Origin of the sequence: Rhodococcus rhodochrous, from assembly GCF_014854695.1 — a bacterium.
Classification (GTDB): domain Bacteria; phylum Actinomycetota; class Actinomycetes; order Mycobacteriales; family Mycobacteriaceae; genus Rhodococcus.
The window spans coordinates 5,339,112-5,361,685 of the sequence record NZ_CP027557.1 but is presented as its reverse complement, the minus strand read 5'-3'; the positions used below and the strand labels follow the sequence as shown (position 1 = coordinate 5,361,685).

Annotated in this window: 25 protein-coding genes; 13 read left to right on the top strand and 12 right to left on the bottom strand. The window is 66.7% G+C overall.

What is annotated here, in order from left to right; all coding sequences use genetic code 11:
• The first annotated feature begins 149 nt into the window (after window positions 1–149).
• The 5 genes from rpsF (at window position 150) to dnaB (ending at window position 5,465) form a co-directional block, all read left to right on the top strand.
• Window positions 150–437, top strand: a complete 288-nt coding sequence (gene rpsF / locus C6Y44_RS24530) for a 30S ribosomal protein S6 (RefSeq protein WP_006550802.1) — start codon at window positions 150–152, stop codon at window positions 435–437.
• A gap of 64 nt (window positions 438–501) precedes the next feature.
• Window positions 502–1,014: a single-stranded DNA-binding protein gene (locus C6Y44_RS24525; protein ID WP_138845153.1), complete on the top strand. Its 513-nt coding sequence runs from the start codon at window positions 502–504 to the stop codon at window positions 1,012–1,014.
• Window positions 1,015–1,055: 41 nt separating this feature from the next.
• Complete coding sequence (rpsR, locus tag C6Y44_RS24520; protein ID WP_006550800.1) at window positions 1,056–1,298, top strand: 30S ribosomal protein S18; 243 nt, start codon at window positions 1,056–1,058, stop codon at window positions 1,296–1,298.
• Window positions 1,299–1,315: 17 nt separating this feature from the next.
• A complete protein-coding gene (rplI, locus tag C6Y44_RS24515; RefSeq protein ID WP_026061132.1) occupies window positions 1,316–1,771 on the top strand; it encodes a 50S ribosomal protein L9 in 456 nt (151 codons plus the stop codon).
• 493 nt (window positions 1,772–2,264) lie between these two features.
• A complete protein-coding gene (gene dnaB, locus C6Y44_RS24510) occupies window positions 2,265–5,465 on the top strand; it encodes a replicative DNA helicase (RefSeq protein ID WP_174246963.1) in 3,201 nt (1,066 codons plus the stop codon).
• A 75-nt stretch (window positions 5,466–5,540) separates the two neighbouring features.
• Here dnaB and C6Y44_RS24505 read toward each other — a convergent pair whose 3' ends face one another.
• Entirely contained in the window at window positions 5,541–6,038 is a 498-nt protein-coding gene (locus C6Y44_RS24505; RefSeq protein ID WP_159417165.1) for an ArsI/CadI family heavy metal resistance metalloenzyme, read from the bottom strand.
• A gap of 93 nt (window positions 6,039–6,131) precedes the next feature.
• Here C6Y44_RS24505 and C6Y44_RS24500 point away from each other — a divergent pair, with 93 nt between their 5' ends.
• On the top strand, window positions 6,132–6,491 hold the full coding sequence (locus tag C6Y44_RS24500; protein ID WP_159417166.1) for an Rv2640c family ArsR-like transcriptional regulator: 360 nt from the start codon (window positions 6,132–6,134) through the stop codon (window positions 6,489–6,491).
• A 48-nt stretch (window positions 6,492–6,539) separates the two neighbouring features.
• Complete coding sequence (locus C6Y44_RS24495; RefSeq protein ID WP_192378597.1) at window positions 6,540–7,145, top strand: phosphoribosylanthranilate isomerase; 606 nt, start codon at window positions 6,540–6,542, stop codon at window positions 7,143–7,145.
• A gap of 23 nt (window positions 7,146–7,168) precedes the next feature.
• Here C6Y44_RS24495 and C6Y44_RS24490 read toward each other — a convergent pair whose 3' ends face one another.
• The 4 genes from C6Y44_RS24490 to C6Y44_RS24475 all read right to left on the bottom strand — a co-directional run bounded on the left by C6Y44_RS24490 (window position 7,169) and on the right by C6Y44_RS24475 (window position 10,163).
• Window positions 7,169–8,119: a DUF808 domain-containing protein gene (locus tag C6Y44_RS24490; protein ID WP_174247100.1), complete on the bottom strand. Its 951-nt coding sequence runs from the start codon at window positions 8,117–8,119 to the stop codon at window positions 7,169–7,171.
• Window positions 8,120–8,323: 204 nt separating this feature from the next.
• Window positions 8,324–8,731: an arsenate reductase ArsC gene (locus C6Y44_RS24485; protein ID WP_120280870.1), complete on the bottom strand. Its 408-nt coding sequence runs from the start codon at window positions 8,729–8,731 to the stop codon at window positions 8,324–8,326.
• A complete protein-coding gene (arsB, locus tag C6Y44_RS24480; RefSeq protein WP_159417168.1) occupies window positions 8,728–9,807 on the bottom strand; it encodes an ACR3 family arsenite efflux transporter in 1,080 nt (359 codons plus the stop codon). The genes C6Y44_RS24485 and arsB overlap by 4 nt, the downstream gene beginning before the upstream one ends.
• Window positions 9,804–10,163, bottom strand: a complete 360-nt coding sequence (locus C6Y44_RS24475; RefSeq protein WP_159417169.1) for an ArsR/SmtB family transcription factor — start codon at window positions 10,161–10,163, stop codon at window positions 9,804–9,806. Before C6Y44_RS24475 ends, arsB begins: the two co-directional genes overlap by 4 nt.
• Window positions 10,164–10,244: 81 nt before the next feature.
• Here C6Y44_RS24475 and C6Y44_RS24470 point away from each other — a divergent pair, with 81 nt between their 5' ends.
• On the top strand, window positions 10,245–11,003 hold the full coding sequence (locus C6Y44_RS24470) for an IclR family transcriptional regulator (protein ID WP_159417170.1): 759 nt from the start codon (window positions 10,245–10,247) through the stop codon (window positions 11,001–11,003).
• A 103-nt stretch (window positions 11,004–11,106) separates the two neighbouring features.
• Window positions 11,107–12,303: a 4-hydroxybenzoate 3-monooxygenase gene (locus tag C6Y44_RS24465; protein ID WP_120283800.1), complete on the top strand. Its 1,197-nt coding sequence runs from the start codon at window positions 11,107–11,109 to the stop codon at window positions 12,301–12,303.
• Window positions 12,304–12,306: 3 nt separating this feature from the next.
• Here C6Y44_RS24465 and C6Y44_RS24460 read toward each other — a convergent pair whose 3' ends face one another.
• A complete protein-coding gene (locus tag C6Y44_RS24460; RefSeq protein WP_159417171.1) occupies window positions 12,307–13,524 on the bottom strand; it encodes an alpha/beta hydrolase in 1,218 nt (405 codons plus the stop codon).
• Between the two features lie 134 nt (window positions 13,525–13,658).
• The gene (locus C6Y44_RS24455) at window positions 13,659–14,648 is read right to left on the bottom strand and encodes a bile acid:sodium symporter family protein (RefSeq protein WP_159417172.1); all 990 of its coding nucleotides are present in this window, start codon (window positions 14,646–14,648) and stop codon (window positions 13,659–13,661) included.
• Window positions 14,649–14,724: 76 nt separating this feature from the next.
• Here C6Y44_RS24455 and C6Y44_RS24450 point away from each other — a divergent pair, with 76 nt between their 5' ends.
• Window positions 14,725–15,591 carry a LysR family transcriptional regulator gene (locus C6Y44_RS24450; RefSeq protein WP_174247102.1) on the top strand — a complete coding sequence of 289 codons (867 nt, stop codon included), beginning with the start codon at window positions 14,725–14,727 and terminating at the stop codon, window positions 15,589–15,591.
• 69 nt (window positions 15,592–15,660) lie between these two features.
• Window positions 15,661–16,155, top strand: coding sequence for a hemerythrin domain-containing protein (locus C6Y44_RS24445; protein WP_159417173.1), 495 nt, complete (start codon window positions 15,661–15,663; stop codon window positions 16,153–16,155).
• On the opposite strand, the gene C6Y44_RS24440 is transcribed toward C6Y44_RS24445, so the two are convergent.
• Window positions 16,148–16,831, bottom strand: coding sequence for a phosphodiesterase (locus tag C6Y44_RS24440; protein WP_159417174.1), 684 nt, complete (start codon window positions 16,829–16,831; stop codon window positions 16,148–16,150). The two genes, C6Y44_RS24445 and C6Y44_RS24440, sit on opposite strands and share 8 nt — an antisense overlap.
• 87 nt (window positions 16,832–16,918) lie before the next feature.
• Here C6Y44_RS24440 and C6Y44_RS24435 point away from each other — a divergent pair, with 87 nt between their 5' ends.
• Together C6Y44_RS24435 and C6Y44_RS24430 are read left to right on the top strand one after the other, a co-directional pair.
• On the top strand, window positions 16,919–18,193 hold the full coding sequence (locus tag C6Y44_RS24435) for a glutaminase (protein WP_159417175.1): 1,275 nt from the start codon (window positions 16,919–16,921) through the stop codon (window positions 18,191–18,193).
• A 207-nt stretch (window positions 18,194–18,400) separates the two neighbouring features.
• Window positions 18,401–19,273, top strand: a complete 873-nt coding sequence (locus tag C6Y44_RS24430) for an alpha/beta fold hydrolase (protein ID WP_159417176.1) — start codon at window positions 18,401–18,403, stop codon at window positions 19,271–19,273.
• 299 nt (window positions 19,274–19,572) lie between these two features.
• Here C6Y44_RS24430 and C6Y44_RS24425 read toward each other — a convergent pair whose 3' ends face one another.
• The 4 genes from C6Y44_RS24425 to C6Y44_RS24410 all read right to left on the bottom strand — a co-directional run bounded on the left by C6Y44_RS24425 (window position 19,573) and on the right by C6Y44_RS24410 (window position 22,573).
• On the bottom strand, window positions 19,573–20,046 hold the full coding sequence (locus C6Y44_RS24425) for a hypothetical protein (protein WP_159417177.1): 474 nt from the start codon (window positions 20,044–20,046) through the stop codon (window positions 19,573–19,575).
• Window positions 20,047–20,151: 105 nt separating this feature from the next.
• Window positions 20,152–20,826 (bottom strand): ABC transporter permease, encoded by a 675-nt coding sequence (locus tag C6Y44_RS24420; protein WP_174246965.1) that lies wholly within the window; start codon window positions 20,824–20,826, stop codon window positions 20,152–20,154.
• The gene (locus tag C6Y44_RS24415) at window positions 20,823–21,467 is read right to left on the bottom strand and encodes an ABC transporter permease (RefSeq protein WP_159417179.1); all 645 of its coding nucleotides are present in this window, start codon (window positions 21,465–21,467) and stop codon (window positions 20,823–20,825) included. Before C6Y44_RS24415 ends, C6Y44_RS24420 begins: the two co-directional genes overlap by 4 nt.
• Window positions 21,464–22,573, bottom strand: coding sequence for an ABC transporter ATP-binding protein (locus C6Y44_RS24410; RefSeq protein WP_159417180.1), 1,110 nt, complete (start codon window positions 22,571–22,573; stop codon window positions 21,464–21,466). The genes C6Y44_RS24415 and C6Y44_RS24410 overlap by 4 nt, the downstream gene beginning before the upstream one ends.
• Window position 22,574: the final 1 nt, after the last annotated feature.

The following is a 22,574-nucleotide window of genomic DNA, read 5'->3' as shown; positions in this document are numbered from 1 at the left end:
CACCCTAGGACAAAACCCCTGCCCGCGACGGTCGGCGATTTCGCTGGTCGCCGGGCCGTCGTGTACCCTTCATGGGTTGCTGACGCAACGACCCTCCTGTCACGGAACGTCCGTGACCGTTCACAGTCCATAGGAGGTGATGAGGTCTTATGCGTCATTACGAATTGATGATCATCCTGGACCCCAGCCTGGACGAGCGCACCGTCGCTCCCTCGCTGGAGACGTTCCTCAACGTCATTCGCCAGGAAGGCGGCAAGGTCGACAAGGTCGACGTGTGGGGTAAGCGCCGTCTCGCCTACGAGATCGCCAAGAACAGCGAAGGCATCTACGCGGTGATCGACATCAGCGCGACGCCTGCTGCCGTTGCAGAGCTGGATCGCCAGCTCGGCCTGAACGAGTCGGTGCTCCGCACCAAGGTTCTGCGCCACGGCAAGTGAGCCTGTCGGCGCCGGGCCGTAGGCTCTGGCGCATCAGGACTCCCCACACTGCAGGAGGAACCACATGGCAGGCGACACCGTCATCACCGTGGTCGGCAATCTGACCGCCGACCCCGAACTGCGTTTCACCCCCGCGGGTGCTGCGGTTGCGAACTTCACCGTTGCATCCACGCCCCGCGTGTTCGACCGTCAGTCCAACGAATGGAAGGACGGCGAGGCTCTGTTCCTGCGCTGCAACATCTGGCGTGAGGCAGCGGAGAACGTGGCCGAGAGCTTGACTCGCGGCTCGCGTGTGATCGTGCAGGGCCGGCTCAAGCAGCGCAGCTACGAGACGCGTGAAGGTGAGAAGCGCACTGTCGTGGAGCTCGAGGTCGACGAGATCGGCCCCTCGCTCCGTTACGCCACGGCCAAGGTCACCAAGGCCGGTCGCGGTGGCGGAGGCTTCGGTGGTTCCTCCGGTGGATCGGGCGGTGGCCGTCCCGCTCAGAACACGAACGTCGGCGGAGACGACCCGTGGGGCGACGCCCCGCAGTCGGGCTCCTTCGGTGGTTCCGGGGACGACGAGCCTCCGTTCTGATCCGACCTCGATCGGAACATCCAAAATTACGGAGAACGACCATGCCTAAGTCGCCCGCGCGCGAGAAGGTTTTGAAGAAGAAGGTCTGCACCTTCTGCAAGGAAAAGAACGTGCAGATCGATTACAAGGACACGACGCTGCTGCGCAAGTACGTCAGCGATCGCGGCAAGATCCGCGCTCGCCGCGTCACCGGCAACTGCGTGCAGCACCAGCGCGACGTCGCTGTTGCTGTCAAGAACTCTCGTGAGGTGGCTCTGCTCCCTTACGTCTCGACGACTCGCTGAGGAAAGGGAGGGACACGATGAAGCTCATCCTTACTGCTGACGTGGACAACCTCGGTGCGCCTGGCGACACCGTTGAGGTCAAGGACGGCTACGGCCGCAACTACCTGCTGCCCCGCGGCCTGGCGATCGTCGCCACCCGTGGTGCCCAGAAGCAGGTCGAGGGCATCCGCCGTGCTCAGGAGGCTCGCGCCGTGCGTGGCCTCGAGCACGCCCAGGAGCTCAAGGCCGCCATCGAGGGCCTCGAGGACGTCTCGCTGAGCGTCAAGACCTCGAGCGACTCGGGCAAGCTGTTCGGCTCGGTCACCGCTGCCGATGTCGCCGGTGCTCTCAAGGCTGCCGGTGGCCCGGTTGTCGACAAGCGCATCGTCGAGCTGCCCAAGGCTCACATCAAGGCGACCGGTAAGCACCAGATCGTCGTGAAGCTGCACCCGGATGTCACCGCGAAGTTCACGCTGAACGTCGTGGCTGCCTGATTCCGGCCCCTCGAGGAGCCCCGCGCCTGGTCGGCGTGGGGCTCCTCGTCGTCTGTGCACAGCCTGTGGATAAACCGGGGGGTAAACCACACCGTTGTGACTCCTCGGAATGTCGTTCGGGGAACGAATGGGTGAACACGCCCGGCCCTCCGACACGCCGAAATTCTTTTTCTCCACAGGTGTGAACAGGCGTTTTTCCGCTCCTACCTGCAGTTATGGGAGATGTGAGATGTGTTGTCCCCAGGTTGTGCACATCCGGTGCACAAGGCTGTCCTCCTCTTTCCACAATTCATCCCCAACTGTGTGCACAACCCGAGTTGTGGAGGGTCATCCCGATCCCTAACGTCGGGCGCACGACTCCACACACAGGATGTCGGTAGGGGCGAGTAGAACCGGACACGAAACCCCGGGTACCGACACCGGGAGTGCGTGCAGGTATCCGCCGGAGCACGGCGCGCCGGACGGGGACATGTGGAGGAAGGCAGGCACTGCAGTGGCCGTCGTTGACGATCGTGGAAATCCCGAATATTCGGGACCTCCCGAGGAACCGAGTGGAGACTTCGGTCGACAGCCCCCTCAGGATCTCGTAGCCGAGCAGTCCGTGCTCGGCGGCATGCTGCTGAGCAAGGACGCCATCGCCGACGTCCTCGAAGTGCTGAGGCCCGGCGACTTCTACCGCCCGGCCCACCAGGCCGTGTACGACGCGATCCTCGATCTCTACAGCCGCGGCGAACCCGCCGACCCGGTCACCGTGTCGGCCGAACTCGACCGGCGCGGCGAACTCAAGCGTCTCGGCGGAGCCGCCTACCTCGTCACGCTCACCCAGACCGTCCCCACCGCGGCCAACGCCGGCTACTACGCCGAGATCGTCGCCGAGAAGGCCGTCCTGCGCCGTCTCGTCGAGGCGGGCACCCGCATCGTCCAGTACGGCTACGCCGGCGCCGACGGCCAGGACGTCGCCGAGATCGTCGACCGCGCGCAGGCCGAGGTCTTCGAGGTCGCCGAACGACGCACCACCGAAGACTTCGTGCCGCTCGAAGAGCTCCTGCAGCCCACGATGGACGAGATCGACTCCATCGCCAGCCGCGGCGGTATCTCCCTCGGCGTGCCCACCGGCTTCGCCGAACTCGACGAGCTCACCAACGGGTTGCACGCCGGCCAGATGATCATCGTCGCCGCGCGTCCCGGTGTGGGTAAGGCGCTCGCCCTCGACACTCCCCTGCCTACCCCCACCGGCTGGACCACGATGGGCGAGGTCGGTGTGGGCGACGAACTCCTCGGTGCCGACGGCCGCCCCACCCGCGTCCTCGCCGCCACCGAGGTCATGCACGGCCGTCCGTGCTTCGACGTCGTGTTCTCCGACGGCACCGTGATCGTCGCCGACGAGCAGCACCAGTGGCGCACCGGCGACGGCGCGATCCGCACCACGGGCGAACTCGCCGCCTCCGCCGACGCCGGGCACACCGTCGCGAACACCGAGGCACTGTCGTTCCCGGCAGCCGAGCTGCCCGTCTCCCCCTTCACGCTCGGTGCGTGGCTGGGCGGCCCGTCGTCCGATCCCGAACTGCACATGCGTATCGACGGCGAAGGTGGTTTCACGAGCGCCCTCGTCGCGCTCGGCGCACACATCCCTGCCGAGTACCAGCGGGCATCCGAACCGCAGCGTCGCGAACTCCTCGCGGGCCTGCTCGACGCCGGTGGAGAGATCGACGACGACGGCACCATCCGGTTCGTCGGCTCGTCCGAGCGTCTGGCGCAGGGCGTCGCCGAACTCCTGTCGGGCCTCGGTTACGCACCGGTGCTCGACGGCACCGAGATCTCCTTCTTCGCCGACGACGATGTCTTCGTCCTGCCCAGTAAGGCCGTGCGGCACAAGGAATGCCGTGCCGCAGCGTCGCGGGAGCGCCGTATCGTCGCCGTCCGCCCGGTTCCCTCGGTCCCGGTGCGGTGTGTCGAGGTCGACGGCGACCACATGTACCTCGCGGGTCGCGCGATGGTGCCCACGCACAATTCCACGCTGAGCATGGACTTCATGCGGTCGTGCTCCATCAAGCACGGCATGGCCTCGGTCATCTTCTCTCTCGAGATGGGCAAGACCGAGATCGTCATGCGTCTGCTGTCCGCGGAGGCGAAGATCAAGCTCGGCGACATGCGATCCGGACGCATGACCGACGACGACTGGACGCGTCTCGCCCGTCGCATGAGCGAGATCAGCGAGGCGCCGTTGTTCATCGACGACTCGCCGAACCTCACGATGATGGAGATCCGCGCAAAAGCGCGGCGGCTCAAGCAGAAACACGACATCCGTCTCATCGTCATCGACTACCTGCAGCTCATGTCGTCCGGCAAGAAGGTCGAGTCGCGTCAGCAGGAGGTCTCCGAATTCTCGCGTAGCCTCAAGCTTCTCGCGAAGGAACTCGAGGTTCCGGTCGTCGCGGTGTGTCAGCTCAACCGTGGTCCCGAGCAGCGCACCGACAAGCGGCCGCAGGTCTCCGACCTCCGTGAGTCGGGCTGCCTGCCGGCGTCCACGCGCATCATGCGCGCCGACACCGGTGCCGAGGTCACGCTCGGCGAGCTGCTCGAGTCGGGCGAACAGCCCCTCGTGTGGTCGCTCGACGAACGCATGCGGATGGTCGTCCGGCCGATGGTGAAGGTCTTCCCCAGCGGCCGTAAGGAAGTCTTCCGGTTGGAGCTGGCCTCGGGGCGTCGTGTCGAAGCCACCGCGAACCATCCCTTCCTCACCATCGACGGCTGGATGCCGTTGGGCGAGTTGGTTGCCGGTGAGCGTGTCGCAGTGCCACGTGCGGTGCCCGCACCCCTCGACGTGATACCCGCATCCGACGACGAGGTGGCCGCTCTCGCGGACACTGCCGTGGCCGGCCGACTCATCCCCACCCGCGCGTTCTCGCTCCCCAAGGAACAGGTCGCCGAACTCGTCTGCCACATCTGGGAAGACAGCGGTGAGGTCGCATGGGATGCAGGCGCTGCCCGCGCCGTCGTCCGCTACCGGTCGGCGGATCGTCGTCTCGCCGACGACCTCGCGCGCCTGCTCCTGCGTATCGGCGTGTTCGCGCGGATCACCGATGCCGGCGAGAGCTGGGACCTCACGGTCACCGGAGCGGAGAACCAGGCGGTCTTCCTCCACGACGTGGGCAAGCACGGAACCGCGGCGCAGTGGGTCCTGGCGCAACTGGGACCGAAGCTCGTCAAGCACAGCCCCGACACCGTCACCCCCGAGATCGAAGCCGAGCTCGGCGAACTTCTCGCCGTCGAACAGCTCGCCCCGATCGGGCCGGTCGCGTCCGCCATCCCGCGGAACACCGAGGGTGCACGCTCGCGGCTCGCCCGGGTTGCCGATGTCCTCGACACGGCCGACATCGACATGGTCGCCACCAACAACGTGTTCTGGGACGAGATCGTCTCCGTCACGAGTCTCGGCGAGCAGGACGTCTACGACGGAACAGTGCCCGGCACACACAATTTCGTCGCCGACGGCATCGCGGTGCACAACAGCCTCGAGCAGGACGCCGACATGGTCATCCTGCTGCACCGCCCCGACGCGTTCGAGCGCGACGACCCGCGTGGTGGCGAGGCCGACCTCATCGTCGGCAAGCACCGTAACGGCCCGACCGCGACCATCACCGTTGCGCACCAGCTGCACCTGTCGCGGTTCGTGGACATGGCGCGAGGCTGATACGAGTCGTCGCCCCGCCCGGCGGCCGGGGCGACAGATCGTGTCCCGAGGACGTGAACCTTCGGCGAAAGACGTTCAGCAGCAGGTAGGTGCGGCTCCTGTCGTCGAAGGCTGGTTCTGGCGCTCGTCTGCCGTGTTCGCGGTGCAGCACGCCACGTCGTCGGTCTCTCGCGGGCCGTCGAGATGCTGCGGGCTCGACCCGAAGGTCTCCGAATCGGCCAGGACGGTGTACACCTCCCACTTCTCCCCTGCCGGACCCGTCACCCACGCCTTGTCCTGCGTGGCGTAGCAACAGGTCGTGCCCATCTCCTCGTCGGCGAACAGGCCCGCTTCGGTCAATCGGGCGATCTCGGTGTGCACCTTCTCGGACGAGTCGACCTCGACCCCGAGATGGTTGATCGTGCCGCCCTTGCCCGGGTTCTCGAACAGCACCAGCTTCAACGGTGGATCGGCGATCGCGAAGTTGGCGTAGCCCGGTTCGAGCTTGGCCGGTTCGGTACCGAACAGTGTCGAGTAGAAGGCGACCGCTTCGGGCAGGTCGTCGACGTTGAGGGCGAACTGGATGCGTGACATGACAACCTCCACCTGTGTGACATATATCGAATTAACGCTCACAGGATGCTCCTATATTTCGACATATGTCAAGAAGGTGGTTAGGCTCGAATCATGCCGAAAGCTCTACCCGTGATCGATGTCCGCGCCCCGATCTGCTGTGCGCCGGTATCGGCTGCGCCGATGAGTGACGATGCCGCCCTCGAAGTCGCGTTGAGGTTGAAGGCCCTGGCCGACCCGGTGCGCATCAAGCTCATGTCGATCCTGCTCACTGCAGACGAAGGTGCGGTGTGCACATGTGATCTTGCAACCGGTGTCGATCTCGCGGAATCCACGGTGAGCCATCACCTCGGACAACTGCGCAAGGCGGGCATGGTCGAATCCGAGCGGCGCGGGATGAACGTCTATCACCGTGCCCGCTCCGAGTCCCTCGAGGCGCTCAGGGTCGTCCTGGATCCGAACTGCTGCCGCTGACGGTCGCAGACATATCCTCGAGGTGGAGAAACGGCGAGGAAGGTAGTGATGACGTTCATCAAGATGTGCGGGCTGCAGGACGAGGCGACGGTCGATCTCGCCGTCGAACTGGGCGTCGACGCGGTCGGTTTCGTCCTTGCCGAGAGTCCTCGTCGCATCTCCCCCGACCGGGCCGCGACGCTCCGCCCCCGCGTGCCGGCGGAAACACTCGCCGTCGGCGTCTACGTGAAGATGCCCCTCGACGAGATCATCGCGACGGCGCGGGCCGCGAATCTCGATCACGTCCAGGTGCACGACCTTCGGTCGACCGACGACGTGCGCGTGCTGCACGACGCTGGATTCACGGTGATCCGTGCCGTCAACACCGGAGGAGCCGAGGCGCTGTCGGAGGACTACGGGGCCGACCTGCTGCTCGTCGACGGTGCCGTCGCCGGTGCCGGGAAGACGTGGGACTGGCAGGACCGCAGTGCCCTGCCGTCCGGTCGGTGGGTCCTCGCGGGCGGGCTGAACCCCGACAATGTCGAGAGGGCGCTTGCCGCGTCCGGGGCGTGGGGTGTCGACGTCTCCAGCGGCATCGAGGCCGAACGCGGCGTCAAGGATCCCGGTCTCATGCGGGCGTTCGCGCAGGCGGTCCGGAGAAGCGCCCCGGAGTGACCCGTCCGGGGGATCCGGCGGCGTCAGTGCGTGGCGTCGGCCTTCTTCCGCCGCGGGATCAGGTGCATGATCAGCACGACGATCGCGCCCACGATCAGGCCCACCAGAGCGGATGCCACGGTCCCCGCGGTCCACGACAGCACGCCGCCGAATCCGCCGTGCACGAGCTCGCCGAACCAGTGCTCGAGATCGTGGAGACGATCGGCAGGCCAATGGAATCCGGCCTCGCCGACGTTGACGAGCAGGATGTGCCCACCGACCCACAGCATGGCGGCGATCCCGACCACGGTGAGAACGGTCATCAGCTTCGGCATCGCCGTCACGAGACCGCGACCGACGCGCTGAGCGAAGGTCGATTTCCGTTTCGCGAGCGCCAGGCCGACATCGTCCATCTTCACGATCAGGGCGACCACGCCGTAGACCAGGACGGTGATGAGGACGGCGACGACGAGGAGGACGAGCAGTCGGGTCAGGAAGGGTTCGTCCTCGACCGTGGCCAGCGAGATCACCATGATCTCGGCCGACAGGATCAGGTCGGTGCGGATCGCGCCGCCGATCATGGCCTTCTCGAACTCGGGGCCCTTCTCCGCCGCGGTGGCCTCTTCTTCGTGGTGGCCGCCGGTGAGCGCTTCGTAGACCTTCTCGGCACCCTCGTAGCAGAGGAACAGACCACCGGCGATGAGCAGATACGGCAGGGCCTGCGGGAGGAACTGACTCAGGATCATCGCGACCGGCAGGATGATCAGGAGCTTGTTGCGGATCGACCCGATCGCGATCTTGCGGATGATCGGCAGTTCGCGATCGGGGGTGAACCCGTGCACGTAGCGAGGGGTGACGGCCGTGTCGTCGACGACCACGCCCGCTGCCTTGACGCTCGCCCTGCCGGCTGCGGCGCCGATGTCGTCTATGGATGCCGCGGCTGCCTTCGCAAGTACCGCGACGTCGTCCAGAAGGGCGACGAGACCACCAGCCACGGGAACCTCCCACAGTTCGGCTGCACCGAGCCGATCGACCGACACGCGATTACGAGTCGTCTCAGAACGCTACCGGACCTGCGATGACGTGCAACGCGGTGTCCGGAGCATGTCGGGGACGACTTCGTCCACACCGGGCGCCCTACGCGGACGCCCGGCGTGACAGATCTGTGGGTACCCGATGGATGCGGTTGCCGAACTCGATCATGCCGGCGACGTCAGTTCGGCGATCAGCGCCTCGACCTTCGTCCGTATCTCGTCACGGATCGGACGCACGGCGTCGATTCCTCGTCCGGCCGGGTCGTCGAGCACCCAGTCCCGGTAGGACGTACCGGGGAACACCGGGCAGGTGTCGCCGCAGCCCATCGTGATCACGACGTCGGAGGCCTGCACGGCGTCGGCGGTGAGGATCTTCGGGTTCTCGCCGGAGATGTCGATGCCGACCTCGGCCATCGCTGCGACCGCAGCAGGGTTCACCTCGGGGGCGGGTGCGGACCCGGCGGAACGGACTGTGATGCGGTCCCCCGCGAGATGACTCAGGAACCCGGCGGCCATCTGGGACCGACCGGCATTGTGCACGCACACGAACAACACCGACGGGACCGTGGTCACGACGCACCTCCGGCGCGTGCGGCGAAACGTGTACGCAGAGCCAGAGCCACGTACACGAGTGCGACGAGGACGGGCACTTCGATGAGTGGTCCGACGACTCCAGCCAGGGCCTGCCCGGACGCGACGCCGAACGTGCCGATCGCGACGGCGATGGCGAGTTCGAAATTGTTGCCCGCGGCGGTGAAGGCGAGTGTGGTGGTGCGTTCGTAGCCGAGTCCTACTGCAGCGCCGAACAGATACCCGCTCCCCCACATGATCGCGAAGTACGCCAGCAGGGGCAGCGCGATGCGTACGACGTCGAGTGGTCGCGAGGTGATCTGTTCGCCTTGCAGCGCGAACAGGATCACGATGGTGAACAGCAGTCCGTACAGCGCCCACGGTCCGATGCGCGGCAGGAAGGTCTGCTCGTACCAGCTGCGGCCCTTGGCCTTCTCGCCGAATCGACGAGTGAGGAAACCGGCGACGAGCGGGATTCCGAGGAAGATCAGCACGGATTTCGCGATTTCCCACGGGGAGACGTCGAGACCGGTCTGCTCGAGGCCGAGCCATCCGGGCAGCACCGACAGGTAGAACCAGCCGAGAGCGGCGAACATGATCACCTGGAAGACCGAGTTGATCGCGACCAGCACGGCTGCGGCTTCCCGGTCGCCACACGCCAGGTCGTTCCAGATGATCACCATCGCGATGCAGCGCGCGAGGCCGACGATGATCAGACCGGTGCGGTATTCGGGCAGATCCGGCAGCATCAGCCACGCGAGCGCGAACATCAGTGCGGGACCGACGATCCAGTTGAGGATCAGCGACGAGATCAACAGGGTGCGGTCGCCGGTGACCGTGTCGAGACGGTCGTAGCGCACCTTCGCCAGCACCGGGTACATCATGATCAGCAGACCGAGGGCGATCGGCAGCGAGATTCCGTCGATCTCGATGAAACTCAGGGCTTCCCCGAGTCCGGGAATCATGCGGCCGAGCAGCAGGCCCACGACGATGGCGGTGCCGATCCACACGGGAAGGAAGCGGTCGAGTGTCGACATCCTGCCCATCACGGGAGTGTCCACCGCGGTGCGCTCACTCATGCGGGTACCTCGGTCGACTCGATCCCGAGCACCTCGGAGAGTTGCCGTAATGCAGCCGGAACCACCCAGTAGTACACCCACGTTCCGCGACGCTCGCACTCGAGCAGGCCTGCCTCGCGCAGAACTCTGAGATGGTGCGAGATCGTCGGTTGGGACAGATCGAACGATCCCGAGATGTCGCACACGCACGCCTCACCGCCGGCATGGCTCGCGACGAGCGACAGCAACCGCAGACGCACCGGATCGCCGAGGGCTTTGAACATCCGGGCGAGGTCGACGGCGCGATCGCCCGTCAGGGGTTGGCGCACGAGCGGAGAGCAGCAGGCGTCGTCACCCGCGAGATCTTGATTCGACACATGTCTATATTGACAGATGTCGAATCTACGGACGGATCCGGATGGTGAAGCTGCCCGGATCGGACACGGAACAATGGCGACATGGCCAACTCGCCGTCCGGTGACTCGATGCTCGACCGCGTCGTCCGCATCCTCGAGTCGTTCGACGACACCCAACCCCGCCTGACGGTCGGGAGTCTCGCCCGCAGGTCCGGCATCCCGCAGGCCACGACCTACCGGCTCGTCGGCGAGCTGGTGCAACACGGTCTGCTCACCCGGGACGACGACGGCCGGGTACGGCTCGGTCTGCGCCTGTGGGAACTCGTCGCGCGCAGTGCACCCGCACGGGATCTGCGGGAGGCGGCGCTGCCCTTCCTGCAGGACGTGCAGTCGGTGGTGCACCAGCACACCCAGCTCGCGGTCCTGCAGGACGACGAGGTCCTCGTCCTCGAGCGGCTGTCGGCGTCCGATTCGGTGGTCAACCAGGCCTCGGTCGCGCGTCGGCTCCCCGTCCACGACACGTCGCTGGGCATGTCGATGCTCGCGTTCTCACCTGCGGAGGTGCAGGAAACCTATCGGCGACGACATCCCGAGGTGGAGAAGCGGTTCGCTGCGACGACGAGGGATTTCCGTCGCGCGCTCGCGGAGGTCCGTCGACGGGGTTATGCGCGCTTCGACGGTGTGCTCGACGAGGGCACCACGGGCATCGCGGTGCCCGTCCTCGCACGGTCGGGTCATGCCATGGCGGCGCTCGGCGTGGTGGTGCCCACCGGTGCGTCCCGGCAGCAGGCCGTCGTGCCCGTCCTCATGGCCGCTGCCCGCGGAATCGCGCGCGGAGTCGGCGAGCGTCCCCCGGACTGACCCGATCGTTTTCTCATTGAACGAGAAGTCGGCGTGTGCGGTGGGTGAGGCGCACGACACTCGACGGGACGCGAATCGGATACGCGCAGCGAAGGACGAACACATGAACGCAACCCGTACGGTCGTCACCACCGAGGTCGGCATCGTCGGCGGCGGCCCGGCAGGTCTCATGCTCTCCCACCTCCTCGCGAAGGCGGGAATCGACAATATCGTCGTCGAGAAGCGTGATCACGAGACCATCCGGACCACCCACCGTGCGGGCATCCTCGAGCACGGCTCGGTGTCGCTGCTCACCGAGAGCGGAGTCGACACCCGTGTCCTGAACGAAGGGCACCGCCACGACGGCATCGATCTGCGCTTCGGAGGCGAGAGCCACCGCATCGATTTCCGGGACCTCGTGGGTGAGTCGGTGTGGTTGTATCCGCAGAACGAGGTTTTCGTCGACCTGGCCGCCTCGCGCGAACGCGACGGTGGCGATGTGCGCTACAGCGTCTGCGACACAGAGGTTCTCGACATCACCACCGACACACCCAAGATCCGGTTCACCGAATCCGACGGCACGCCGGTCGAGATCCGGTGCCGATTCCTCGTCGGAGCCGACGGATCACAGAGCATCTGCCGCAAGGCGATTCCGGGGGACGTCCGTACCGATCACTTCATCGAGTACCCCTTCGCATGGTTCGGGATCCTCACCGAGGCTCCGCCGAGTGCGCCCGAGTTGATCTATGCGCGTTCGGATCACGGATTCGCCCTCATCAGCCAGCGCAACGAGTCGGTGCAGCGGATGTACTTCCAGTGCGATCCGTCCGAGGACGCGTCGGCGTGGAGCGAGGACCGGATCTGGGACGAACTGCAGCGGCGTGTCGACGGCCCCGACGGTTTCGAACTGAAGCGCGGCCGGATCTTCGAGCAGATGGTCCTGCCCTTCCGTTCGTACGTGTGCGAACCGATGCGGCACGGAAACCTCTTCCTGGCAGGCGATGCCGGCCACACCGTTCCGCCGACCGGTGCCAAGGGACTCAACCTCGCCCTGGCCGACGTCCGGGTGCTCTTCCGCGCGCTCGACTCGTTCTTCTCCACCGGCTCGTCCGACCTGCTCGACGCCTACAGCGACACGGCGCTGCAGCGCGTGTGGAAGGCGCAGAACTTCTCGTACTGGATGACCTCGATGCTCCACACCCGTGAGGACGCAACGTCGTTCGAGAACAAGCGGGCGCTGGGTGAACTCGCCGGGGTCGTCGGTTCCCGGTACGGGCAGCAGTATCTCGCGGAGGCGTACACGGGCTGGCCCGACCGCTGATCGTCAGGGCGTGCGGGCCAGGAGTTCGTCGAGCCGATCGAGAACCCGCCTGTTGAGGAGGGTGCGGTTGCCCATCTCGCAATGCCCACCCGCACCCTCGGCGTCGGTGAACGGGATGAGAGTCACCGTGTCGCCGAGCCGATCTCCGAATGTTCCCGCACCGCGTGCGAGGGCATCGCTCTCGGCCGCCGTCACCACGACCGGGCACGAGATGCGTTCCCCGACCTCGTCGAGCGTGTACTCGTTCAGTGCCGCGAACAGTTCCCGGATGTCCGAGACTCCGTTGACCCAGAATCCGCGCGAGACGAGTTTCCAGCGCAGCGACGGATCCGCCTGCACCGCAGCCATGATCGCGTCGGCGTCCTGCGTGTGCATCGAGAGAGGATCGTCCAGGACCTCGGGGGACAGGCCGAATGCTGCCCCGAGGGCCCGGGTGCCGGCCGCGACGCTCCACTGACCGGGATCGGCGACCACCGCTGCCAGGCGATGCTCACCGGACGCTGCGCGCGGCGCGAGATACCCCCCGAGACTCCATCCGCTCAGGACGATGCGTTCGGGGTCCACGATGGGGGAGGCCGTCGCATGATCGATCACCGCGCGCACGACCACTTCCCAGTCCGGGCGCATCGGCATGTTCTGCTTGTAGAGCATCTCGCCCTGACCCGGTCCGTCGAACAGGAGACAGTGGTAGCCGCGTCGCAGTGCCGCCACCGCCGACGCGAAGAACATGTCGGTGATCGTGGCGTCGTATCCGTTGGTGAAGACGATGAGCGGCCGCACGTTGCTCTCGTGACCGGGTGCGGGGATCAGGTAGCCCGGCAACGTGGTGTCCTCGAACGGAATCCTGGCAGCCTTCACGGGTGTGTCCCCGATCGCCAGCCCGGCATCGAAGGCCGCGACCTGCTTGTCGAAGGCAGCGATCAGACGCGGGTCGACCGGGGATCCGTACAGCGGGTGATAGGCGGTCGCGTAGTAGGCGCTCGCCCGCAGGAACAACTCGCGGGCCGAGTCGTCGTGCCCGGCGGCCGCACAGGTCTCCGCTTCGGCGACGAGACGGTCCCCGGCCTCGACCCATGCCCCGTAGAAGTCCGCGTCGTCACCGTCCCCCACCTGCCGGGCCACTGCGGCGATCTCACCGAAGTCGGCACCACCGTAGGGGATGTAGGCCAATGGCCAGGTTCCGAACTCGTCGTGCAGATGATCGTGGAAGAGCAGACCCATGCCGGTGCTCCTTCGAGCCGAGGTTCGCGAATCGGGGTTCTCCCTGCACGGTGACGGCACGACGACGTCACCGCTACCGGAATCAGCGGATTTCACCCTCGATTTCGTCGAACAGGAGCTTCCGCTTCGCTCTCCTATACGGCTACGAGCCCGTCCGGTGCCTTCTTCGCCAGGCGTCCGGCGAGGGCCGCGCACACCAGGAGCTGCATCTGGTGGAACAGCATGAGCGGCAGCACGATCAGGCCGATGGGCTGGCCGGGGAAGAGCACGATCGCCATGGGAAGGCCGGTGGCCAGGGACTTCGTGGAGCCGCAGAAGAGGATCGCGACACGGTCCTGGTATTCGAAACCGAGTCCGCGTGACGAGTACCAGGTGAGTGCGAGCACGATCGCGAGCAGCACCGCGCACACACCGACGAGGGCGAGCAGGCGACCGACCGACATCATCGACCAGATGCCCTCGTTCATGCCGCGGCTGAACGCCACGTACACGACGAGCATGATCGATCCGCGGTCGACGAGCTTGAGCGGCTTGCCGTGGGCCTTCACCCAGCCACCGATCCAGCGCCGCAGGAGCTGACCTACGACGAACGGCACGAGCAACATCAGCACGATGTCGAGCACGGCCGACCCGCTGAAGGTGACGCCCTGGGTGGACATCGTCAGCGCGACCAGCAGCGGCGTCGCGAAGATTCCGATGAGACTCGAGGCGCTGGCCGAGACGATCGAACCGGGGATGTTGCCGCGCGCCACCGAGACGAGCGCGATGGCGGACTGCACCGTGGACGGCAGCAGGCACAGGTACAGGACGCCGAGATAGAGAGGGTCGCTCAGGATCGACGGCACGAGCACCTTCGCGGCCAGGCCGAGCAGTGGGAAGACGACGAAGGTCGTGGCGAGGATCGTCAGGTGCAGACGCCAGTGCTTGAGACCCTCGATGGCCTCCTGCGTGGACAGGCGCGCGCCGTACAGGAAGAACAGCAACCCGATGGCGATCTTGGCGGCCCAGTTCACGCCGTCGAGTACGACCCCGTCGGCGGGCAGCAGAGCAGCGACGGCGACGGTGGCGAGGATGGCGAGCAGGAACGGGTCGAGTCGTCCGAGCACGGGGATCTTGGAGAGCACGAATCGACCGTACGGCAGCCTGAGGCCATTACAGAAGACGGTCACCACGTTTTCTGCAATCGTGATTCATGATGAAATGGAGGTCGTGTTCGATCCGGTACACCTACGGAGCTTCCTCGCCGTCGAGCGGGAGCGCGGCTTCACCGCGGCCGCCCAGCGGCTCGGCCTGCGGCAGTCGACGGTCAGTCAGCACGTCGCGCGACTCGAGAAGGAGATCGGGCGGCGCCTGTTCGTACGCGACACGCACCACGTCGAGCTCACGGCGGACGGCGCCGATATGGTCGCCTTCGCCCGCGAGATCCTCGATCGCCACGATGCCGCCCGCAGGCACTTCTCGGAGTCACCGCTCAGCGGCCGGCTGCGTTTCGGGGTCTCCGAGGACCTGGTGCTCTACGAGCTGCCGTCGATCCTCGCCGAGTTCCGGCGCAGTCATCCCCGCGTCGATCTCGAACTCACCGTGGATCTGAGCGAGGATCTGCAGCGCCGGCTCGACGACAACGAACTCGATCTGGTCTTCGGCAAGCGCCGACCGGGCAGCCGCCACGGCGAGATGATCTTTCGCGAGCGCCTCGTCTTCCTCTCTGCCCCCGATTACGTCCTCGACCCGGACGAGCCGACACCGCTGGTGTCCTATCCATCGCCGGCCCTGACCCGCGACATCGCGCTCGAGGTCCTCCAGCGCAGCGGGCGCGGTGTGCGCGTCGCGTGCACGACCGACAGTCTCAACGGCCTGCGCGCCGCGGCGCTCGCCGGACTGGGCGTGGTGCTGCACGCCGAGCGGCTTCCACCACCCGGTCTCGTCCCGGTGCGCGATCCCCGACGATTGCTTCCCGATGCGGGTGAGATCGAGTTCGTGCTCATGGCGCGCCGTTCCGTACTCAGCGGTCCGGAGGCGGCACTGCGGGCGGCCATCCTCGCGAATGCGGATCGCGTGCGCGTGTGACGGTGTCGCGGATGGGTATTCCTGTGTCACGCCCGCTGGGGGCGGCATTTCTCCGCCGCAGGAGGAACCGTGTCCACAGACGCGATCGTGTTGCTGAAGGAAGACCACAAGGAGATCAAGAAACTCTTCCGCGACTTCCGGAAGGCCGAGGGGGAGAAGGAGAAGGGCAAGATCGTCGACAGGATCATCGAAGCCCTCACCGTGCACACCTATCTCGAGAACGAGTGCATGTACCCCGAGATACGCTCCCTGCTTCCCGATCTCGAGGACGACATCCTCGAGTCGTACGAGGAACACCACGTCGCCGATGTGCTCGTCGTCGAACTGGCCGGGATGAAGCCCGACGCAGAGCGTTTCGACGCGAAGACGACGGTCCTGATCGAGAACGTCGAGCATCACATCGACGAGGAGGAGGACGAGTGGTTCCCCAAGGTGCGCGAGGCGCTCGGCCGTAAGCAATTGCAGGACATCGGTGCTCGTATGCTCGAGATGAAGAAGGACGCCCCGCGGTCACCGGCACAGCCGTCCGCGCTGAAGAAGACGATCGACGCGGTGATCAGCTGACGGTGTGCTGCGGCCGGGCGAGGGAGGCGCCTCGTCCGGCCCGGCTCGCCCGGTAGGCGTCGCGCCGTGTCTCGACGAGCCAGCCCGGCCACGGATCGACGAATCCGGGGCAGTGGACGGTCGGATCGAAGGACGGCTGTTCCGAATCCTTCTCGGGCAGGCGGCGACTCAGCGTCAGGCGTCCCGCCGCTTCGAGAGGGCCGCGGGCGGAACCCACCAGGAGCGAGAATTCGAGCGGCACCTCGAGTGCCTGCACCGAGGTCGTCGAGGACGGATGCTGCCCGCGCGGAACGGCAGTGATCCACCGCGGCGTGGGATCGCTGTCGGTCCGATAGGCCATGAGTGTGCTGTAGCGGGCAGTCGACCACGAGCGGGCCGGCACCAACGTCACCCGGCCCGGCAGGTAGGCCGATGCGAGCAGGACGTCCCACGGGCCGGTCTTCGAGGCGAAGCGCACCGCGAGACCGAGCACGTCCGGCATCCCGTCCGGCGTGCCGATGCCTCGCGACACCCGGGCGATCACCGGGGTGGGGCGGGGGATCTGCTGCGGCCACCAGGACGACTCGAGTTCGGCCATCCCTTCGAAGGTCTCGCCGCGGGGATGGAACACGCGTGCTCCGCGCAGCGCGGATCCCACTCGGAACGGCACGGACAGCGCCGACGACAGAGCAGTCATGGGGATGGCATACCCGTCGGTCTGTCGGTTCAATCGCGTTCGTCACTCCCTACCCCGGCAGCGTCCGAGTCGGTCACGATGGAATGCATGCGTTCACCGTTGCCGGACTATCTGACCGAAGTCCTCCGAGGATGTGCCGACAGTTCGGGCACACTCGCCGACTACATCCCCGAACTGGCGAGAGCCGACCCGGACCGGTTCGCACTCACCCTCGTGACCGCCGAGGGCGCGATGTACTCCGTGGGCGACGACGACACCGAGTTCACGATCCAGTCGATCTCGAAGCCCTTCGTCTACGGTCTCGCACTGCAACAGAGAGGCTTCGACGCCGTACTCGACGTGATCGACGTCGAACCTTCCGGGGAGGCGTTCAACGAGGTCTCCCTCGAACGCAACACGGGCCGTCCGCTGAACCCGATGATCAATGCGGGTGCGCTCGCCGCACACGCCCTGGTGCTCGACGACAGGCCGGTCGAGGACTCGGTGGAGGACATCCGCTCCCTGCTGTCGTCCCTGGCCGGTCGCGACCTGGCGATCGACGAGAAGGTCGCGGCCTCGGAACTCGAGAACTCCTATCGCAATGTCGCCATCGCCAATCTTCTTCGGGGGTACGAGGTTTTCGAGGACGATCCCGACGAGATCGTCGAGGGGTACATCCGGCAGTGCTCGGTGACGGTCACGACCAAGGACCTCGCGATGATGGCCGCGACACTCGCGGCGGGCGGTGTGCAACCCGTGACGTGCGAGGAGATCTTCTCGCGCGACGTGGTGCGTCAGGTGTTGTCGGTGATGGCGACCTGTGGGATGTACGACGCGGCGGGGGACTGGCTCTCCACCGTCGGTATCCCCGCCAAGAGCGGCGTGTCCGGAGGAATCATAGGAATCCTACCGGGACAGTTGGGTATTGCGGCGTACTCACCGCGCCTCGACGAGCACGGCACCAGCGTCCAGGGCGTCGCGGCCTTCGGTCGTCTCTCCCGTGACATGAGCCTGCATCTGATGGACGCGCCGATGGTCGCGCACTCGGTGTTGCGCAGAAGACATGTCATCGGTGAGGGTGACGAGTCTCTCACTCTTCTGGAGCTGCAGGGCGACCTCCAGTTCACCAGTGCCGAGGGTCTCGTGACGGCCGTGGTCGACGATCCGGTGAAGACGAAACGCCTGGTCTTCGACCTTTCCCTCGTCCGCACGGTCCTGCCTGTGGGCCGAAGGATGTTGCTGGAGATGATCGGTCGGCTCCATCGGGACGGTGTGGAGGTCGTCGTGATCGACCCCGAAGGGCATCTGCCCGATCCCGACACCGGCTACGGCTTCCGGCCGCAGGTCCACGCCTCGTGGGAAGACCTGGAGGCGCAGAGGTGAAAGGGCATTCGGCACGAAAGTGACGTGAGGGACGGCTGTGAAACTTTCCGGCACCACGGGTGGCGTTCACGCCGAGCACTGGGCTACGGTGTCGTGCGGTGTGCCTGAGGCCGGCGGCGAAAGACGCTCGTACCCCACGAAAGAAGATCCATTCATGCCGTTCCGTGAATCCCTCGTCGTCCCCGGAACCGTCCGGGTAGGAGGATGATGGCGTTGCTCACACGTTCGCCCTATCGCTGCCCCGGAGACGGCAGTGTGATCCATCAGGCGTGCGCAGGACTGCTGACCTACTGGAAGCGTCCCGTCGAGGAGCACGTCGCCCGCACTTCGCTGGGCGACACCTATGTGCTCACTACAGGTCCTGCCACCGCACCGCCGATCGTGGTGCTCGCGGGTGGCGACCTCCCTGCGGCGGGGCTGCGTCTGCTCGCCGAGCAGTTCGGCGAGCACCACCGGGTGGTGCTCGTGGACGTCCCGGGCCTTCCCGGTGCGAGCGCGGGCAGCCGGCCCGACAGCCGGATCCACGCCGTCTACGGCCACTGGCTGGTCGAGGTGCTCGATGCGCTGGGCGTCGAGCGGGTTCCCGTGATCGGGCTCGGCTGGTCGGCATCGGTAGCTGCTGCGGTGGAGGATCCCGACCGGATCGAGAAGCTGGTGATCGCCGCCCCGCTGGGGCTCGTCCCGCGCGTCCGGTGGAACCGCGCCCTCATCCCCGGCCTGCAGTGGCGCAACGAGCCCAACCTCGAGAACACCGAGCGGTACCTCCGGGCACTCGCCGGATGCGACTACCGGCCCGACGAACAGACCCTGCGGTGGTCCTGCCGCGTCGGCGCGTATTGCACGTCGCTGACGAACATGCCCCGCATCGATCGGGCCGTGCTGCGCCGCTGGCGTGGGCGTCCGGTCGAGGTCGTCGTGGGTAGCAAGGATCCCCTCGTGCAGGTCGACGCGCTGAACAAGCTGGCAGACGACATGGGCGCGCATTTCGTGACGCTTCCCGAGGCGGGTCATCTCCTCGCGGTCGAGACGCCGGCAGCTCTGGCGTCCATGGCCGCTGCTGCATCGGTAACGGAGGGCTGAGGCCCGGGACTCGGAAGAACCGGGTCACGAAGAACTGGGTCGAAAGTGGCGATGTCGGGCTGCCCCCGACGGGCGTAGCTATCAGTCCGGCATCGCCACTTCCGGTCACCCTCCCAGTGGAACCCGAGCGGTCGGATACCCACCTGAGGGCTGCGATAATCCCCGGATTATTACGGTTTGGTCACGGGGACACCTACGACCGTACCACCTGAACGCCGAGTCGTTGCAGATGTGTGTGTCGGCGCGTCACACATCCGCGATCACGGGGCTCGGTCACATCACGCCACGGCGCTGTCGGATCACGCCACAGCGGGACTCCAGTCGACGACGACCGACCGTGCGCCGATGTATTCCAGCAGGTCGCGGACCGGTCCGCCGAAGCGGAGCTGCCGGGCGACCTCCAGCTCGTCGAGGTCGTCGTCCTCCGTGCCGACGAGGATCCCGTTGATCACGTTGCGGGCCGCGGACACGACGAGTGTCTCCTCCTCGGCCACCCGGACCGGTACATCGTTCTCGCCCGCCACCGCGCCGACCGCCACGGCCACGTAGTCCCTGTCCTCGTCCGCGTCGTGATACGCGACCAGACGGCCGTGCAGCACGGACTCGGGCAGGATGCGGTCGAGCGTCACACCCGAGGGAACGCTCTCGTCCTCGGGACGGATGCTCGGACCGGATGCGGCCGGTGTGGCCGGGGATGCCGTGGGCTGCGCGGCTGCGTACAGGGGTACACGCCGAGACGTCCAGCCGAAGTAGGTTTCGCGTTGCGCATACATCGCACCTGCGCCTCCTCGATAGGACTTCGTCTCTACCTCCAGTGTGCTCCGGGCCACCGACACGTTCTGCAGCCCCGAAGGAGGCGTTCCGAGGGGTCGTACGAGCTAGTCGCGCGAGGCCCGAACGCCGGGTGAGACGAGCAGTCGGCCGAGGACCGCGAAGAGCGCGAGGATCACCAGCGAGCAGATCCCGGCGAGGGCGGCACCGCCCACGACCAGGGCGTAGTCGCTGCGCGCGAGACCGTCCACGATGGGCCTTCCCACCCCGCCGAAGCTCACCGCGGCGGCGATGGTCGCGGTCGCGACGATCTGCACTGCGGCGGTGCGCAGGCCGACGAGGATCAGCGGCAGAGCCACCGGGAGCTGGGCCCGCAGCAGGATCTGGGACGAGGTCATCCCCATCCCGCGGGCGGCGTCGGTCAGCGCCGGGTCGACCCCGCGGATCCCTTCGTAGGAGTTCAACAGGATGGGTGGGATCGCGAGTGCCACCAGCGGCACCATCACCGGAACCAGCCCGATCCCGTACAGCACGACCAGCAACACGAGCAGGCCGTAGGTGGGAAGGGCGCGTGCGGCGTTCGCCGTGAGGGACACGAACACGCCGCCGCGGCCCGTGTGACCCGTCCACAGACCGAGCGGCAACGCGAGGAGCACGGAGATCACGAACGCGAGCAGGGTGTAGCCGAAGTGCTGGGCCAGTCGCGTCGGGATCCCGGACGCGCCCGACCAGTTCGCGGAGTCGCCGAAGTACTCGGCCAGATAGTTCAGCAGCGTCGTCATCGGCGCACCTTCGAGGTGCGGCGCATCCACGGCGTGGTGAGACGCTGGACGAGCACGAGCACCGCGTCGACGACCAGTGCCATCACGACGGTCGCGATGATGCCGATGATCGCCAGATCGAGCCGGTCGAGTTGCACCGACGCGGTGAACAATGCCCCGAAGGCACCCATGCCGATGAGCGCTCCGACGCTCACCATGCTGATGTTCGCGACGGTCGCGACGCGCAACCCCGCGACGACCGCGGGGATCGCCAGCGGCAGGTCGACGGTGAGCAACCGGCGCGGCGTCGAGAATCCCATCGCCACCGCCGACTGGCGGACACTGTCGGGCACGGCACGCAATCCGTCGACGACGTTCGGGACGAGGCCCGCCAGGGCGTAGACGGCCAGCGGAAGAATCACCGTGGTCCGGCTGATCCCGGTGAACGCGATGAGCAGGACGAAGAAGGCAAGCGACGGAATCGAGTACAGGACGCTGCAGACCGCGAGCACCGGGGCGTACACCCGCGGCCACCGCACGCACGCGAGGCCCAGCGGCAGGGCGAGGACGAGGCCGAGCAGCGACGCGCCGAGCGCCATGACGAGATGATCGCCGAGCAGTTCCCAGAACGTCCCGAGATAGCCGGGAATCCGCAGGCTCACCGCGACTTCCGCATCTCGAGCGGAGACGGGGTGCCGGCCTCTCTGTGGTTGTGCGCTGCGCGGACCGCCGCGGCCACCTCTTCGCTGCTGATCACCCCGAGCGCACGTCCGTCGTCGTCCACCGCCACGGCATGACCCGACGGTGAGAGCACGGCCGCGTCGAGCACGGCGCGCAGCGGATCCCGCCCGGGAACGAACGGCCTTCCGGCCGGCAGGAATTCCGTATCGGCACTGCCGTCGTGCCACCCCGTCGGGCGTCCGTCGTCGTCGACGACGAGAAGCCAGCCGTCGCCGACGGCGAGTTCGGCGGCATCGCGGGTGACGATCGGGTCGGTGCGCAGCGGCAGGTCGGCGGACGAGAAGAACGACATGAGCCGCACACCGCGATCGACGCCGAGGAATCCGGCGACGAAATCGTCGGCGGGGGAGGTGAGAAGCTCCTCCGGTGTCGCGTACTGGGCGAGCACCCCGCCCGGTCGCAGGACGGCCACGCGGTCGCCCAGTTTGATCGCCTCGTCGATGTCGTGGGTGACGAGCACGATCGTCTTGGCCAGCACCGATTGCAGGCGCAGGAGTTCGTCCTGCAGATCCTTGCGGACCACGGGATCGACCGCGGAGAACGGCTCGTCCATCAACAGGATCGGAGGATCGGCCGCCAGCGCGCGGGCCACACCGACACGCTGCTGCTGCCCGCCGGACAGCTGAGACGGATAGCGTTGCGCCAGTTCCTTTCCGAGTCCGACCCGGGTGAGCACGTCCATCGCGGTCGCGCGGGCCTCCTTACGGCTCGCGCCGAGCAGTCGGGGCACGGTGGCGACATTGTCGACCACCGTGCGATGGGGGAACAGTCCGGCGTGCTGGATCACGTATCCGATGCCGCGGCGCAGGATCCGGGGATCCTCGTCCCGGACGTCGCGGCCCCCGACGAGCACACGCCCGCCCGAGGGTTCGACCATCCGGTTGATCATGCGCAACGAGGTGGTCTTCCCGCAGCCCGACGGTCCGACGAACACCGTCAGGGTGCCCGTCGGGACCTCCAGCGAGAGTCCGTCGACGGCGACGGTCCCGTCGGGATATCGCTTCTCGACGTTGTCGAATATGATCACG